A 17286-nucleotide genomic window follows, 5' to 3' on the forward strand; every position below is an offset into this window, starting at 1 on the left:
AAAATAGAAATGAAAAATATAGTAAAACAATTCGTAATTATAAGTGCCTTTTTAGTAATTGTAAAAAGTAATGCACAACAAGATCCGTTATATACACAATATTATAATAATTTTAGCTTAATTAATCCTGCCTACTCTGGTAGTCATGGATTGTTTACAGCCACCGCTAATATTAGAAGTCAATGGGCTGGAGAAGCTGGAAGTCCAGAAACACAAACCTTATCAATACATGGTGCTACTGGTAAAAATGTAGGGCTGGGTTTGTCTATTGTTAATGATAAGGTATATGTTTTAAAAGAAACTGACATTTATGCCGATTTTTCTTACTCTATTTATCCAAATGAAAATTCAACATTAGCTTTTGGACTAAAAGTAGGAGGTAGTTTTTTAGATGTAAACTTGTTAGAATTAGGTGTTCAAAATGATGATCTTTTTAGTGAAAACATCAGTGAATTTAATCCAAATATAGGAGCGGGAATGTTTTATTACACCAATCGATTTTTTGTAAGTTTATCTACAGTAAATATTTTAGAAAGCAAACATTACGATAAAAACAGTTCCGTAGTTTCTAGCGCTTCAGATGAAATGATTTTTTATATATCTTCTGGATACGTTTTTAATTTAAATGAATCTTTTAAACTAAGACCTTCATTTATGATGCGAGCAGTAAATGGAAGTCCGTTATCTACAGATATTTCAGCAAGTATATTATGGTTAGATAAATTAGAGTTCGGAATTTCACACAGAATTGATGAATCTATCTCTGGTCTTTTTCAACTTAGATTAACAGATAATTTAAAAGTTGGATACACTTACGATGCTATTACCAATAACCTTTCTAATTATAGCAATGGATCGCATGAATTTTCTGTCATTTTAAATCTAGGAAAAAACAAAAATAATCATAAAAGACAACCACCACTTTATTGGATGAAAAAGAAAAATTCTGAAGAAATTCTATTAATTGAATAAGAAATTAATGCTTTAAATAAACCTTAGTTTATTTATCTCCATAATGGAATTTTAAAAAAAAGCCACAATATTTGTGGCTTTTTTAGGGTTTTTAGGGGTAAAGTTTTCAGTTTATTTTGAAACTTTTAAAACATCTGTAATAATTTTTTCCAAATCATGTTTTGGTAAGGCACCTTGAGCCATTTGTGGTTCTTCACCTTTTGGTACAAATAACATAGAAGGAATACTTCTAATTCCAAATGCTGCAGCTAATTCTTGTTCTGCCTCTGTATCAACTTTATATATATTTACCTTTCCTTTGTAATCATCACTTAATTCTTCAAGAACAGGAGCAACAGCTTTGCATGGACCACACCAATCTGCATAAAAGTCGATTATACAAGGAATTTCTCCTTCAAACTTCCACTCTTTATTTTTTTCGAAATTAAAAACTTTTTCTAAAAAAGTTTCTTTTGTTAATAATTCTGTCATTTTTTTAAATTTTATATGATTAGTATAACAACTATTATACCATAGTTTTGACGACAAAGTGACATAAATCCTTACAAATCAGAAGTAACAAAAGTTACAACTCTAATCCATTTATAAATTAGAGCTCCGTAACTAACAATTTTAAAACTTTTTAGACACTGTATTTTTAATTAACTTTGATAATCAATTAAAATTAAGTACTATGAAAAAAATACTTTTATTAACACTCGTTGGATTTTCTCTATTTTCTTGTAAAAAATCCGATACACAAACTATTACTAAATTGAAATATCCTACAACAAAAAAAGTTGATACAGTAACTAATTATTTTAGTACAGAAGTTAAAGATCCTTACAGATGGTTAGAAGACGATATGTCTAATGAAACTGCAGCTTGGGTTAAAGAAGAAAATAAAGTTACTTATAATTTTTTATCTAATATTCCATATCGTGAAACATTAAAAAAACGTTTAGAAAAATTATGGAATTATGAAAAAATAGGAGCTCCTTTTAAAGAAGGTGATTTTACCTATTTCTATAAAAATAATGGTCTACAAAATCAATATGTTCTTTATAGATCTAAAGGAGATGAGCATCCAGAAGTTTTTTTGGATCCAAATACCTTTTCTAAAGATGGAACAACCTCTTTAGGCGGATTGTCATTTTCTAAAGATGGAAGTTTGGTCGCATACGCCATTTCTGAAGGAGGAAGCGATTGGCGTAAAATTATTATAATGGACGCGCTTTCAAAAGAAATTAAAGAAGATACACTTATAGATGTTAAATTTAGTGGCATGGCTTGGAAAGGAAATGAAGGTCTTTTTTACTCGAGTTATGAAAAACCAAAAGGAAGTGAGCTTTCAGCAAAAACAGACCAGCATCGCTTATTTTATCATAAATTAGGTACAAAACAATCTGAAGATGAGATTATTTTTGGTGATAAACAAAAAAGACGTTACGTAAATGCTGGAGTTACTGAAGATGAAAAATATTTAATTATTTCAGCTTCAATTTCAACCTCAGGAAACGAATTATACTTTAAAGACTTGACAGATCCAACTAGTAAAATAACTCCTATAATATTAGGTTTTGATAATGATACTGGTGTAATTGAACATAAAGATGGATATTTTTATTTAAGTACTAATGTAAATGCACCAAATAAAAGAATTGTAAAAGTTGCTGTTAAAAATCCTTCAAAAGAAAATTGGGTTGATGTAATTCCTGAAACTAAAAATGTATTAAATATATCTACGGCAAGTGGTTATATTTTTGCAAATTATATGGTTGATGCTGTTTCTAAAGTAATGCAATACGATTTTAATGGAAAATTAATTAGAACTATTGAATTACCTGGTATTGGTACTGCGGGTGGTTTTAGTGGGAAAAATAATGCAGAGACTATTTATTATTCTTTTACAAATTATACAACACCAGGATCAATTTATTCATTTAAACCAAAATCTGGAATATCAGAATTATATAAAAAACCTGCAATAGATTTTAATGCTGAAAATTACGAATCCAAACAAGTATTTTATACTTCAAAAGATGGAACAAAAATACCAATGATAATTTCTTTTAAAAAAGGAATTGAATTAAATGGGAAAAACCCAACAATTTTATATGGTTATGGAGGATTTAATATTAGCTTAACTCCTAGTTTTAATATTGCAAATGCAGTTTGGATGGAGCAAGGAGGTATTTATGCCGTTCCAAATTTACGTGGTGGTGGCGAATACGGTAAAGCGTGGCATAATGCAGGTACAAAACTTCAAAAACAAAATGTATTTGATGACTTTATTGCTGCTGCTGAATATTTAATTGAAAACAAGTACACATCATCTAGTCATTTAGCTATTAGAGGAGGTTCTAACGGAGGATTGCTAGTTGGCGCAACAATGACACAACGCCCTGATTTAATGAAAGTAGCATTGCCAGACGTTGGTGTGTTAGATATGTTACGTTATCATACGTTTACTGCTGGAGCTGGTTGGGCTTATGACTACGGAACTGCTGAAGATTCTAAAGAAATGTTCAATTATTTAAAAGAATATTCACCTGTTCATAATGTAAAATCAGGGATTGAATACCCAGCTACAATGGTAACTACAGGTGATCACGATGATAGGGTAGTACCTGCACATTCGTTCAAATTTGCAGCAACTTTACAAGAAAAACAAAAGGGAAATAATCCTGTTTTAATACGTATTGAAACAAATGCAGGACACGGAGCAGGAACCCCTGTTTCTAAAATTATTGACCAATATGCCGATATTTTTGGATTTACTTTATACAATATGGGCTATAATACCTTGCCTAATGAATAAAAGTTAGGAGATAATACCTGTGTTTATCTTGATAATTCTAGTAAAACTAAGCATTATTAGAGCCTATATGTCTGTTAAATAACCTATAATAAGGTGTTTAACTTTATAATGTGACTTTTTCTTGTAAAAATGGTCTTATTTAATGCATATTTGCATTTTAAAAATAAATTTAAAAAGTATGAAAAAAATAATTTTAGCATTGGTATGTATGTTTGGAATAACCTACATAAATGCACAAACAATAGAGGAGTTAAAAGCAGAACAAGCTCCTAAAAAAGATTCTATAGCTGCATTACAAGCGAAAGTTGATGCAATACAAAGTAAAATAGATGCTTTTCCAGGATGGAAAAAAGGTGCTTTTGGTACTATTGGAGGAACACTTGCAGGTTTTGATAATTGGTACTCTAAAGGAAGTCCAAATTCTTCAACTGGAAATATTGGATTTACAGTAAACGCTTTTGCAAACCTAACACAAGAAAAATATTTCTGGAGAAATTCAGCTAATGTAAATTTAAGCTGGGTTAAATTTGATGACAAGGATGATGATACTGATAATAGTGACTTTCAAGAAGCTACAGATGTGTTTAGTATCACTTCTTTATTTGGATATAAATTAAGCGAAAAATTTGCAATTTCTACTTTAGGAGAATACAAAACTACTATTTTAAGTAATTTTAACGATCCTGGTTATTTAGACCTTGGGGTTGGTGCTACTTGGACTCCTATTACAGATTTAGTGGTTGTAATACACCCTTTAAACTATAATTTTGTATTTAGCGATGGAGATAGCAATTTTGAATCTTCTTTAGGTGCCAAAATAGTTGCTGATTATACAAAGCAACTTGGAGCAGTTAATTTTAAAACAAATTTTTCTGCATTTCAAAGTTATAAAGATGCAGATTATTCAAACTGGACGTGGACCAACTCTTTTGGGTACACACTTTGGAAAGGTATTGGTGTAGGTTTTGATTTAGGTTTAAGAAAAAACAAACAAGAGGCTTTGAATTATGCTTTAGATGATGATGAGTCAGCTACATTTGATACTATTGACAATAAACTTCAAACATACTGGATGTTTGGTTTAAACTATTCTTTTTAAGAGGTTTAATTAAACTATAAAATAACTTAAAGCCTAACAATTCTTTTGAATTTGTTAGGCTTTTTTGTGTTTAAGTTATTCGTTATCTTCATTGATACAATAAAGAAACCAATCTATGTTTGTAAAGAACAAATAGCCTGCTGCTGCACAAATAAGCTTCAAATGTATTTATTTATCTAAGGCTAGTTTTAATTCATTCAAATTTTTGGTTGTATTCAGTTGTTGATGTAAAACACCAACAATATATAAAAATATTCTTTTTAAGAAATTTAAACTAGATTCTAAAAGTCTAAAAAGGGCAAACAAATTATGTGATTTGTTTGCCCTTTTTTTCGTTTATATTTTTCTAGTTTTCAACTAGTTTATTGTATTGTTTTATATTGTATCCTTATTTAATTGTTGGTAAAAAAACAGCAACAATGGCTAAAGAAGTTAAGCTTATTACATTATAGACATTAATATAATTTTAATAAAAGTAAAAGACCGCCTTTAAGGCGGTCTTTATATTATATTTTATTGAAAAATAAAAGATTTAACTATTGTAGTACATAAACACCACCACTTAAAACAACTCTCATTTCCCATACTTCTGCAGTACCTGAATATACATCATATAGAACAGCAAATTTTTGTCCTTCAGCCATTCCAGGGAAGTTATTTAAAAGTACTGTATTAATATATGCTAATATAGATTCAGGGCTTTCATAATTATCAGTACCTTCTCTTACATCAAAATTATCGTAGTAACCAGGAAATCCATATTCAGTTCCTAAAGAATCATAATCTGCTTGCGTAAAAGTATACTTTATTGTGTTGTCTGGAACCCAATTATTACCATCGTGTCCAAATTGTGTAACAGGATCGTTTGCAGTCCATTCACCGTCAACAACAGTGTACAAGTTACCTTTAACAGATGTTGTTCCAGCATAATATTTGTACATAACAATTAAATTGTCTTCTTCTTGTGCATAAGAATCCATTTTACTCAAGAAAGTTGGTAAGTAGTTTTCAGGGATAATAGTACTATCAAAATTATCATATCTACCAGGAGTTCCTGATTCAGTTCCCATTGAATTGTAGTCAGAAGTACTTAAATAGTAAACTCCTTCCATTGCTTCCCAAGAACCATTAGTATATTGAAAATATGTTCCTTTAGAATCTGTTGTTCCTTCAATTCCAGGAACTTTGATTACTGCAAAATCAATTTGCCAAGTTGGAGCAGTTGAATCTGTAGCAATATATTTAAAAGCTACATGTATAGATTCACCATTATAAGCTGATAAATCAACTAATTCAGATAATACATAATCATAGTCATAATCTTCTCCAGAAGGCATAGTTTCAATAGTAAGTTCATCCCAAGTAGCAGCAGTATGATCACTTCCAGTAGTATAATCAGTTGAAACTAATACACTAATTAAATCCCAATCTCCATTTATAAATGGAGCAGCTTGGTTTATTTGAAAACTTGCATTTGTTTGATCTGTTAAATCAATTTCTGGAGAAATTAACCAATCTTCGTTTTGACCATCTCCATAAGCAGATATTTTAGCATATTCGTAATCTCCGTAGCTACTAGCATACCAATCTTTAGATCCCATTACATTTATAGCTTCAAAACCACTAAGATCACCATTAAAAGAAGCTTCGTAATAGTCAGAAAGACCAGTAGTAACTTCACCTACATATTGTTTGTAAGTTGTTAATATAATGTCACCTTCTTCAGGTGATGGAATGTTAGCTTCTAAAATATCCCCTATGTATTCTAATGGGTCTTCATTTGGGAAAAATCCAATAGCATTGCTTCCTCCCATTGGGTAATCTGAATTTGCTAAATAGTATGATTCTGCATTTGTAAGTTCAACAACTTCAGGAAGGTTGCTTAAACCATCTTTCATTTTGTAATGAATAATTGCAGAGGAACCATCACCCCAAACAGGGTATAAGTCGCTTAAGTAATTTGGCATTAAAGTTTTTACTTCATCAAGAGTAGAGAAACCGCCATCAACTCCAAGTTCATCATAATCATCATCAGTAAGTATTAATTCAACATCACCAACTATTACTTCTTCTTGAGCATCAATAGCTGAATAAATATCATCCATTGGGTCACAGCTTGTAAACACCAAGCCTAAAACCATCATTATATAAATTAATTTTTTCATTATTGTAATATTTTAAAAGTTAATTTTTGCACTTACGTTAAAAGTTCTTCCATATCCAAACCAAACTAGTGCAGTTGAATCAACAGAACCTGATCCATCTGTAGCATCAGCAATATATTCTGTATTAAATACATTGTTCATTCTTCCAATTAATGTAGCGTCTAAGTCACCAATTTTAAATCCGTGTCTTATACTCATATCAAAAGTAGAATAGTCAGGTGCTTTCCAAGCTTGAGGTCCTACAGAGCCTCTATCATTTGGATCATATGCTGCATATAAATCAGCAAAATAGTTAAAGTCAACTGTAAAGTTTGTTTTGTCCATTAATTCATAATCCAACCCTAATGCTGCAGTTGTTTGAGCTGCCTCAGCTACTTTTAATCCTTTAATATATAAGTCTACAGTATCAACTAAGTTTTGTTCTTCATCAAAAATTTGAACATCAGTTACATTATTATCCCAAGTCCAGTCACCTAAAGAAAGCATACCAATTACACTTAATTTTTCTGAAGGTCTGTAAGTAAAGTCTAATTCAATTCCTTGGTGAAGTGCATTTACACCTAATATATTTGCTGAATTAAAAGTTCCATCTGGGTTTTCAAAACTTCTTGTTAAAGTTCTATCTTGCCATTCAGTTCTATATATGTTAAGATTTGCTGCAAAATTTGCTCCTCTAAATCCGTAACCAAGTTCAGCACTAAATATTTTTTGATTTTCAGCATCTGCATTAATATGGTCATTATCATAATTTAAGAAAACCGCATCAAATCCTGGTGCTTTTTCAAAATATCCAATATTAGCAAAAACATTGTGTTCATCATTAATATTGTAGTTTGCTCCCCCTTTAATACTGTACCCTGTAAAGTTATATTTATCAGTTTCTTGATTTCCTGGTACATATTGGAAATAGTCAATTCTTTTATATGAAGTGTTTGAAAAAGCTGCAGAAATAAAACCTGCAATATTATCTTTATCGTACTCTAATTGAGTAAATAAACCTTGCCATCCCACTTCACCATCATTCCAATAATCTCTTTTATCACCAACTTGTAATGCAGCATTAGGGTTATTTACATCGCTATCGTCAAGCGCATAATCTGCACCTAATAAATCTGTAACTTCAGAGAAGTGTTTACCAGTATACATTCTTAAATCGATACCTCCAATAAATGATAAGTTTTCGTTTAATTCTGTTTTTAATGTAGATAAAGCACCAAACCAACTATGGTCATTTCTTGATGCTCTTAAATATGCTTCAGCACCTAAACCTAAATCACCATTTGCACGGTTTATTGCAACAATATTATCAATATCAATTGGTTGGTCATCACCACCAATTCTATTGTTAAACAAACTAGTGTTACCAGCAGTACCACCACCACCACCTGCTCCCCAAGAAGCGTACAATGCAGTAGATACGTTAGTTTTATCGTTAATTGTCCAATAATGGTTTAAAGAAGTTTGTGATTTGTGGTAGAAGTTATCTTCAACATTTACAACATTACCGTCTCTAAGTCCCCAGTTTGGGTTAAATTTTATACCACTTTCAGCATTTCTATATGTAGAAATTAAGCTTTGGTTTTGTCTTTGACCATGGTATTGCGGTGCTCCAAAAGAAGTTATTGCAATTTTATGATTATCATTTATTTGTTTTGAAATATTAATGAAGTAGTTGTAACCTTCAAATTCAGTTCCATCTACATAACCATCACCTTTTGTTTTTGAAGCAGAAATAGTTGCTGCAAATCCATTGTCAAGTAAACCAGTTGAAACAGTAGCTCCATATTTTTGGTATCCATCATTACCAACACCTGTAAAAATATTTCCACCTTTTTCTACATCTGTAGTTTTAGATAAAATATTTACTGTTCCTCCAATAGAAGGTACAGCTAATTTAGAAGCTCCTAAACCTCGTTGAACCTGCATTGCGCTAGTAACATCAGCTAAACCAGCCCAGTTAGACCAGTAAACTTTTCCGTTTTCCATATCATTAACAGGAACTCCATTAATCATTACAGCAACGTTTTCAGAATTAAACCCTCTTAATGTTAATCTACCATCTCCAAAACCACCACCAGATTTAGTAGCGTATACACCAGGTGTAGATTTCAAGATTTCAGGAAATTCTTGAGATCCTAATTTGTGTTCAATAACATCTGCTTTTACAGTTGAAACTGCTACAGGTGTTTTTCTGTCAATTGCAAATGAAGTTGCTGTAATTACAATTTCAGATAAAGACTCTGCAGAAGGATTTAATGCAATTGCATTAAAGTTCTTAGAACCACTAAATGTTAAAGTTTTAGCTTCATATCCAACAAATGAAACTACAATAGTACCACTAGAAATAGATGTTTCTAATGTGAAATTTCCATCAAAATCTGTAGAAACTCCTGTGCTAGATCCTTTAACAACAATAGAAGCTCCAGGTAAAGGCTGACTTGTTTCGTCAACTACTTTTCCAGTAAGTTTTGTTTGAGCAAAAATAGTAGCGGAAGTACAAAGTACTACTACCATTAATAAATGTTTAAATTTTCTCATTTTTAAATTTTAATTTGAATTAAATGTCCTGCAAAAATGCAATATTTTGTTGATTCTACCTTTAATTAATTGTTAAACTTTAACATTTAATTAAGAACCATAAATATACAAAAAATAGATGAGTTTATTGATAATCAGATAGGTGGAAATATTCAAATGTTAATATAAATTAATAATATGTTAAAAATGGAGTGTTTTTTTATGAGATTACTTTTTTTAAAAAAGAAATTTTTATAAGTTTATTCGTATTTTTCTAATAAATTCTTCTTTAGAATGTATTTATTCCCCTTTTTTTTAGTTCAGTATGTCGTAAAATCTAATTTTTAAGGTTAAAATAGCAGATTTTTTCTAAAATTAGAAAGCTGTCTAAAAAATATAAAAATTCATTATTCTGAAAATAAGTTCAGACAGATGAAAATTTGCTTTTTAGACAGCTTTTAAACCTAGAAAGGATGTAAAATTATTTTCCTTTGTATTTTAGTTGTTTTTTTGAAGGTTTTTATGTGCTAATTCTTTACCTAATTCCACTCCAAATTGATCGAAACTGTAAATATTCCAAATAATACCTTGAATAAATATTTTATGTTCATAAAATGCAATTAAACCTCCTAAAGTTTTTGGTGTTAATTTATCAATTAAAATACTTGTACTTGGTTTGTTTCCCTCAAAAACTTTAAATGGAAGTAAGGTTTCAATTTCATCAATTTTACCTTGTGTTTTTAAGTCTAAATGTGCTTCTTCTTTGGTTTTTCCTTCAGCTAAAGCTTGTGTTTGACCATAAAAATTAGCCATTAATTTTGTATGATGTTCTACATTACCATAAAGAGACTCTTTAAATCCAATAAAATCTGCTGGAATTAATTTAGTACCTTGGTGTAATAATTGCATAAAAGCATGTTGAGAGTTTGTACCAGGGCTTCCCCAAATAATATTTCCTGTTTGGTAGTTTACACGGTTTCCATTTCTATCAACACTTTTACCATTACTTTCCATAATTGCTTGTTGTAAGTATGGTGCAAGTTTGCTTAAGTACTGAGAATATGGTAGAATAACTTCGCTTTCACTTTTAAAGAAATTTGTATACCAAATACCTATTAAACTTGAAATAACAGGTGCATTTTTTTCAAAAGGTGTATTTTTAAAATGTTCATCCATTTCAAAAGCACCAATTAATAGGTCTTTAAAATTTTGAAAACCTACAGCTAAACTAATAGTAAGTCCAACGGTACTCCATAATGAAAAACGACCACCAACCCAGTCCCACATTGTAAAAATATTATCGCTATCAATTCCAAATTCACTTACTGTTTTTAAGTTTGTTGAAACAGCAACAAAGTGTTTTGCAACATCTTTTTCTGAAGCAGTTTGTAAAAACCATTTTTTTATAGTAGTAGCATTTGTAAGTGTTTCTTGAGTTGTAAATGTTTTAGAAACAATAACAAACAAGGTAGTTTCAGGATTTAGATTTTTGATAGTTTCTTGAACATGGTCTCCATCTATATTTGAAACAAAATGTACATTTAAATGATTTTTATAGTATTTTAATGATTCTACAACCATATCAGGTCCTAAATCTGAACCTCCAATACCAATATTTACAACATCTGTAATTGATTTATTTGTATATCCTTTCCAATCTCCAGAAACAACTTTATTAGTAAAAGATTCCATTTTACTTAGTGTTTCTTTTACTTCTGGCATTACATTTTTACCATCAACTAAAATTTCTGTTGCAGTTTGATTTCTTAAAGCAGTGTGTAATACAGCTCTTTTTTCTGTTTCATTAATTTTGTCTCCAGAAAAATAAGCATCCATAGCACTTTTTAATTCAGACTCATTTGCTAATTCTAAAAGGTATTCTATAGTTTCTTTGGTTATTCTGTTTTTAGAAAAGTCAAATTCAAACTCATTAAAATTAAGAGTAAATGTTTCTTTTCTAGTAGCGTCATTGTTAAAAAGCGACTTTAAGTGAAGGTCTTTTACTGTATCGTAATGGTTAGTAAGTTTTTTCCAAGCATTAGTTTCAGTAGGATTTATATTTTTCATCAGTATTAATTTATGAATTTAATTCTTCTTGTGGTGTAATTATTTCAGTACTTATTTCAGGGTACTCGATTGCGTCTAATTGATTTTTTAGAGATTCTATAAATTTAAAATATGCTGGTTTTATAGCTTCTTTCATAGGTTCTGCAGCTGGCAATTCTTCTTTTAACGGATCTACTTGTTTGCCATTTTTCCAAAAACGATAACAAACATGGGGTCCAGATGTGTTTCCTGTCATACCAATATAACCAATTACATCTCCTTGTTTTACAACGTCTCCAACTTTTACGGCTCGTTTACTCATATGTAAATATTGAGTGCTGTAAGTGCTATTATGACGAATTTTTACATAATTACCATTTCCTCCCTTTCTACGAGATTCTGTAACAACTCCATTTGCTGTAGCCATAATTGGAGTTCCAATTGGTGCAGCAAAATCAGTACCTAAATGCGGTCTAATTTTATTACCGTAAAAAGCAATTCTTCTTTTTAAATTATAACGAGATGAAAGTCTTCCAAATTGAATTGGCATTTTTAAAAATTGACGACGTAAATTATTGGCTTCATCATCAAAATAATCTGGAATATTTAAGGTAGTATCGGCAACAAATTGAAATGCATAAAAAGGTTTACCACCATGTTCAAAAAAGGAAGCTTTAACTTCTCCAATTCCAACAGGAACGGTATCATTTATATATAATTGCTCATATATTATTTTAAATTTATCATTTTTTTGAAGTCTAGAAAAATCTATTGTCCAGGCATAAATTTGATCTGCCATTTTAGATGTTAAATAAGAACTATAACCTAAATCATCCATAGTTTGTGAAAGGTTATTGGTTATAATTCCAGAAGCTGTTTTTAATTCTTTTCTTACTGGTTTTTTTCCATTATAGGCAGTGGTTATAGAATCTTTAAAATCTATTACGGTATATCGTACTTTAGAGTGTTGGTAAATAAAAACTTGCGCTTGTTGGGTAGAATCGTTTTTAGCTAAAATTGTATAAGGGATACCGCTTTTTATTTTTCTTACATTAAATGTATCCTTAATTTTATTAACAATTTCTAATACTTTTGGATATGCTATTCGATGTCTATCTAAAATTTCACTAAAATTTTCGCCAGATTTAATAGTGTCATTAATTACTTTGTAATCATTTAATTTAAAACCAAATTCTTCAATAACAACTGGTTTTACTTCTTTTGGAATGTTAATTACTTCGGGTTTATTTTCTTTGCAAGAAATTAATATGGCGAATATTATAAGTGTAAATAATTTTTTCAATGTTTTACTTGTATTTTTTTAGATTTAAAAAATAAAACACAAAAGTACAATTTAATTGTCAAAAATAATGTTAAAAGGATGGGCTAATCCTTTAAAAGCATCTAAATCTGCTCTAAGAGATCCAACTGCAAGTGAAGCTTTAATTCTTAATGGAATTTTATTAGCATCATCACTTATCCAAACAGTAACACTTTCTTGCTCTTTAAACACCCTACCTGCTTGTACCATAGGTCTAAAAGTTAAAGAGTTAATTTTTCCAAACTTAGTATTTATTACTTCTGTTCCTAAAAATTGTAATTTAAAGTTATGAATTTCTTGATCAAAAAACATAGGCAATTCAATTTCATCTCCAACGTTTAAATTATTTAATTTTTGATTTCTTAAATAGTATAACGATGATAGCATATCTTGAATTTCATCATTTATTGGGTGCTTTGTTTCTGTATTTTTTTTATTATTTTTTACTATTGCTTGTTTTGTGTTATAGTCAAACGTAATTTCTTTATCTTTTGTATAACCTCCTTCATCAATTTTTCTAATAAATCGATATGGTTTTAAGGTTTCTTTATAGATAAATGTTTGATAGTCATCTTTTACTTTAAACAATAAGCTTACAATACCGGTTGATTTTCCTTTACCAATAATATGAAAGGCTTCTTTTCCTGAATTTTCAGTATCTCTAACCTCAATAGTAGAAAAGCCCGCATTAAAAAAATTACTATAACTCATTCTAAATTTCAACCATTCTCCACCTTGGAATGCAAATTTCTTTTCTGAATTAACAGCATCTAATTTCACCGTTTGACTATGTGATATAGTAAAAATCAGAAGGAATAGTATAAAAATATATTTTTTCATTGGGATAGTACTAATTTGTTTCTTAAGTGAAATACAATATCTGTTCCAAAAATAATAAAAGCCAAACGTTTAATAGTTAAGCTTTTATTAATTTTGATATTTTAAAAGTATTGTAAGAAACTAGAATAGGCTTACTCATGTACTTGTTAAAATTTAATTCCGTTGATTTCTATTACTCTTTTTATTTGAGGAGCATGTTTTATTATAGTGGCTTCAACACCATTTTTTAGAGTCATTTGATTTACAGAACAACCTAAACAAGCACCTTCTAATTGGACACTTACTGTATCTTCAGTAATTTCAACTAAAGAAATATTGCCACCGTCAGCTTCTAAATAAGGTCTTATTTCTTGTAAAGCATTTTCTACATTTGCTTTTAGTTCTTCTGGATTCATTTTCATAATTTAGTTTGTGCTACAACCACTCATAGTGGAAATTCTTACAACTTCTGTAGGAGGTAAATCTTTGTTTCTTTTTACTAATTGCGATAACGCATTTTTAGTTATTAAACTAAAAGCCTCTTCTAAAGGTGTATTTTCTTGTAGAGCAACTGGATGACCAACATCACCAGCTTCTCTAATACTTTGTACCAATGGTACTTCTCCTAAAAATTCAGTATCAATATCTTCAGCTAAATTTTTTGCACCATCTTTTCCAAAAATATAATATTTATTATCTGGTAATTCTGCTGGTGTAAAGTAACTCATGTTTTCAACAATACCTAAAACAGGAACGTTAATAGTTTCTTGTTGGAACATAGCTACTCCTTTTTTAGCATCTGCTAAAGCTATATTTTGAGGTGTACTTACAATTACAGCACCTGTTACAGGAACTGCTTGTACTATTGATAAGTGAATATCTCCTGTTCCTGGAGGTAAATCAATTAATAGAAAATCTAATTCGCCCCAATGCGCATCAAAAATCATTTGATTTAATGCTTTTGAAGCCATTGCTCCACGCCAAATTACAGCTTGATTTGCATCTGTAAAGAAACCTAATGAAAGTATTTTTACACCATAGCTTTCTACTGGTAACATTTTTGAGCGACCTTCAATTTCAGCAGATAGTGGTTTTGCATTAGCAACATCAAACATTAAATGTATTGAGGGACCATAAATATCGGCATCTAAAATACCAACCTTAAAACCCATTTTTTGAAGTGATATTGCCATATTTGCAGTAATTGTAGATTTTCCTACACCACCTTTTCCTGAGGCAATTGCAATAATATTTTTAATTCCAGGTACTTTTGGTTTTTCTGGTTTTAAAGGTGCTACTGGAGGTGCTTCTGAAGTAACATTTACTTTTACGTCGGCTTTTTGATCCACATGTAAGTGAATAGCTTTCATAATTTCAACTTCAACTTTCTTTTTTGCTTGTAGTGTAGGGTTACTAATAGTTACATCTACAATAATTTCTTTATCAAAAGTAACAATATTTTTAACTGCTCCACTTTCAACTAAACTTTTACCTTCTCCGGGTGCTGTTATAGTTTCAAGTGCTTTTGTGATATCTTTTTTATTATAAGCCATAATTTTTTATATAAAATCATTCTAAACAACAAAGATACAGAGTTCAGGTGAATATAAAAAGACTTGTTTTAAAAAGTAATGTTGTTGATGTTACACTAATTTTTTTAGAGTTTAAGATAATTCTTTACACGGATCCCAAAAAAGGGAGTCGAAATTTTGAATTTGATTTTCTACAACTTGAATACCTTCGCTCTCCAATAATTGTTGCATTAAATTAGTGCCATCAAAATGTTGTTTTCCGGTTAATAAGCCTTTTCTATTTACAACTCTATGTGCTGGAATTTTTTGATTGTTGTGAGATGCATTCATAGCCCAACCAACCATTCTAGCAGAACGTGCAGCTCCTAAATATTTTGCAATTGCTCCATAACTAGTTACTCTTCCAAATGGAATTTGTTCAGCTACTTTGTATACTTTATCAAAAAAATTATCAGTTTCTTTCAATTTAATAATTGAATTAATGTTATAAGTGCAATTAAGCCTGTAATTCCAGCCAAAACAAAATTGATATTTCTAGAAATTAAACCCATTTTTTTTTGAATTAATTTAGCCGAGTTGTTGTAAATACTTAATAAAGCAAAGGTTCCAAATCCTGAACCTAACATAAAAATTACAATATTTGTTTGCGTAAGATCCATCCAGCCGTTAGATTTTAATGCACTTCCTACACTGCAATAATAAGGGATTGCTAAAAGATTTAAAGATGATAAAATTACACCAAGCGTAAAACTATTTTTAATTTTCGATTTTTTTATTTTTTGTGTTTTTTTCTCTTTTATTCCTTTGTAAAAAAAGAAAATAGAAAGTAACGCAAATAAAATTACCGCAATTTGTTGAAAAGATGTTCCAATAAAAGATGTGTTATGAAGGTAATTTATAAAAACTAACGAAATATAGGTTTGTATAAAAATAATAAAAGTAACACCAAAAGCAAAATGGTAACTTTTTCGCTTTCCTTTTTCTAAACTAATTTTTAAAGAGGTTAAATTTAATAAACCAGGAGGTGTAGCCGCTACAAAAGAGGTTAAAAACCCTAAAATAAATTGTAGCACCATAATATTAATAGTTTAATCTAAATTGAATATAAGTAATAGGTTTTTGCTTTTCTAAATATTGTTTTTCGTAAAAAGTTTGTGTTTCAGTAACTTCTTTAGGTGAATGAGCATTTTTATAAATATCGTGATGTGCATATATAACTTCATGACCTGCGCCATGTAATAAACCTAAGGTATAACCATGCATAAATTCGCTATCTGTTTTTAAATTTACTATACCTTCTGGTTTTAAAACTTGATGGTATTTCTTTAAAAACACGGCATTTGTTAATCTATGCTTTGTACGTGTATATTTAATTTGTGGATCTGGAAAAGTAATCCAAATTTCAGCTACTTCGTTTTCAGCAAATATTAAATCAATTAATTCTATTTGAGTTCTAATAAATGCAACATTAGTTAAGTTTTCTTCTAATGCAGTTTTAGCACCTCGCCAAAAACGTGCACCTTTTAAGTCAATACCAATATAATTTACATTTGGATTTTTACGAGCCAATGCAATTGTGTATTCACCTTTACCGCATCCTAATTCTAAAACTATTGGATTGTTGTTATTAAAAAATGCTTGCCAGTTTCCTTTTTTTGAAAAGCCTTTAAGTATTTCTTCTCGTGTAGGTTGAATTACATTAGAAAATGTATCGTTTTCACGAAATCTTTTTAATTTGTTTTTGCTTCCCACAGTTAGTAGTGTGTTTTAAAAGGAAATTTAAATAAATTTAGGAATAGAAATTACTCGTTTCCAGCTTTTTTGTATTTTCTTATTTCGCCTAGCCAATATAAAAAGGCAAAAAATACGATAATAATAAAAACCCAACTTATTGTGTTTTGAGCCCACCAATTATCCATTCCTCTAATACTGTCGTAAGGAGCAAATAAAACATTAGTAAAAAAATCACCTATCGCTTTAAAAATATTGTTTGCAATCATTTTTCTTAATTATAT

The 17286-nt window shown here is 29.8% G+C and carries 15 protein-coding genes; 3 read left to right on the top strand and 12 right to left on the bottom strand.

Going from position 1 to position 17286, the window contains the following annotated elements:
* Positions 1-9 precede the first annotated feature (9 nt).
* Positions 10-972, top strand: a complete 963-nt coding sequence (locus MHL31_RS11490; protein ID WP_240226097.1) for a type IX secretion system membrane protein PorP/SprF — start codon at positions 10-12, stop codon at positions 970-972.
* A 111-nt stretch (positions 973-1083) separates the two neighbouring features.
* On the opposite strand, the gene trxA is transcribed toward MHL31_RS11490, so the two are convergent.
* Complete coding sequence (gene trxA, locus MHL31_RS11495; protein WP_240226098.1) at positions 1084-1443, bottom strand: thioredoxin; 360 nt, start codon at positions 1441-1443, stop codon at positions 1084-1086.
* Between the two features lie 202 nt (positions 1444-1645).
* Between trxA and MHL31_RS11500 the strand changes: the two genes are divergently transcribed.
* Entirely contained in the window at positions 1646-3772 is a 2127-nt protein-coding gene (locus tag MHL31_RS11500; protein ID WP_240226099.1) for a prolyl oligopeptidase family protein, read from the top strand.
* 178 nt (positions 3773-3950) lie between these two features.
* Positions 3951-4871 carry a DUF3078 domain-containing protein gene (locus MHL31_RS11505; protein WP_240226100.1) on the top strand — a complete coding sequence of 307 codons (921 nt, stop codon included), beginning with the start codon at positions 3951-3953 and terminating at the stop codon, positions 4869-4871.
* A gap of 536 nt (positions 4872-5407) precedes the next feature.
* On the opposite strand, the gene MHL31_RS11510 is transcribed toward MHL31_RS11505, so the two are convergent.
* The 11 genes from MHL31_RS11510 to MHL31_RS11560 form a co-directional block, all read right to left on the bottom strand.
* Entirely contained in the window at positions 5408-7036 is a 1629-nt protein-coding gene (locus MHL31_RS11510; RefSeq protein WP_240226101.1) for a choice-of-anchor J domain-containing protein, read from the bottom strand.
* A 12-nt stretch (positions 7037-7048) separates the two neighbouring features.
* Entirely contained in the window at positions 7049-9574 is a 2526-nt protein-coding gene (locus tag MHL31_RS11515; protein ID WP_240226102.1) for a TonB-dependent receptor domain-containing protein, read from the bottom strand.
* 477 nt (positions 9575-10051) lie between these two features.
* Complete coding sequence (gene pgi, locus MHL31_RS11520; protein WP_240228892.1) at positions 10052-11623, bottom strand: glucose-6-phosphate isomerase; 1572 nt, start codon at positions 11621-11623, stop codon at positions 10052-10054.
* Positions 11624-11630: 7 nt separating this feature from the next.
* Positions 11631-12902: a peptidoglycan DD-metalloendopeptidase family protein gene (locus tag MHL31_RS11525; protein WP_240226103.1), complete on the bottom strand. Its 1272-nt coding sequence runs from the start codon at positions 12900-12902 to the stop codon at positions 11631-11633.
* 51 nt (positions 12903-12953) lie between these two features.
* A complete protein-coding gene (locus tag MHL31_RS11530; protein ID WP_240226104.1) occupies positions 12954-13760 on the bottom strand; it encodes a DUF3108 domain-containing protein in 807 nt (268 codons plus the stop codon).
* Between the two features lie 146 nt (positions 13761-13906).
* Entirely contained in the window at positions 13907-14155 is a 249-nt protein-coding gene (locus MHL31_RS11535; RefSeq protein WP_240228893.1) for a NifU family protein, read from the bottom strand.
* Between the two features lie 9 nt (positions 14156-14164).
* Positions 14165-15292, bottom strand: coding sequence for an Mrp/NBP35 family ATP-binding protein (locus tag MHL31_RS11540; protein ID WP_240226105.1), 1128 nt, complete (start codon positions 15290-15292; stop codon positions 14165-14167).
* Between the two features lie 111 nt (positions 15293-15403).
* Entirely contained in the window at positions 15404-15736 is a 333-nt protein-coding gene (locus tag MHL31_RS11545; protein ID WP_240226106.1) for an MGMT family protein, read from the bottom strand.
* Positions 15733-16347, bottom strand: a complete 615-nt coding sequence (locus MHL31_RS11550; protein WP_240226107.1) for a LysE family transporter — start codon at positions 16345-16347, stop codon at positions 15733-15735. Before MHL31_RS11550 ends, MHL31_RS11545 begins: the two co-directional genes overlap by 4 nt.
* A 4-nt stretch (positions 16348-16351) precedes the next feature.
* Positions 16352-17023 carry a tRNA (guanosine(46)-N7)-methyltransferase TrmB gene (trmB, locus tag MHL31_RS11555; protein ID WP_240226108.1) on the bottom strand — a complete coding sequence of 224 codons (672 nt, stop codon included), beginning with the start codon at positions 17021-17023 and terminating at the stop codon, positions 16352-16354.
* Positions 17024-17073: 50 nt separating this feature from the next.
* Positions 17074-17271 carry a uracil phosphoribosyltransferase gene (locus MHL31_RS11560; RefSeq protein ID WP_240226109.1) on the bottom strand — a complete coding sequence of 66 codons (198 nt, stop codon included), beginning with the start codon at positions 17269-17271 and terminating at the stop codon, positions 17074-17076.
* Positions 17272-17286: the final 15 nt, after the last annotated feature.

The sequence above is a fragment of the Lutibacter sp. A80 genome, assembly GCF_022429645.1.
In the GTDB taxonomy this organism is placed as follows: domain Bacteria; phylum Bacteroidota; class Bacteroidia; order Flavobacteriales; family Flavobacteriaceae; genus Lutibacter.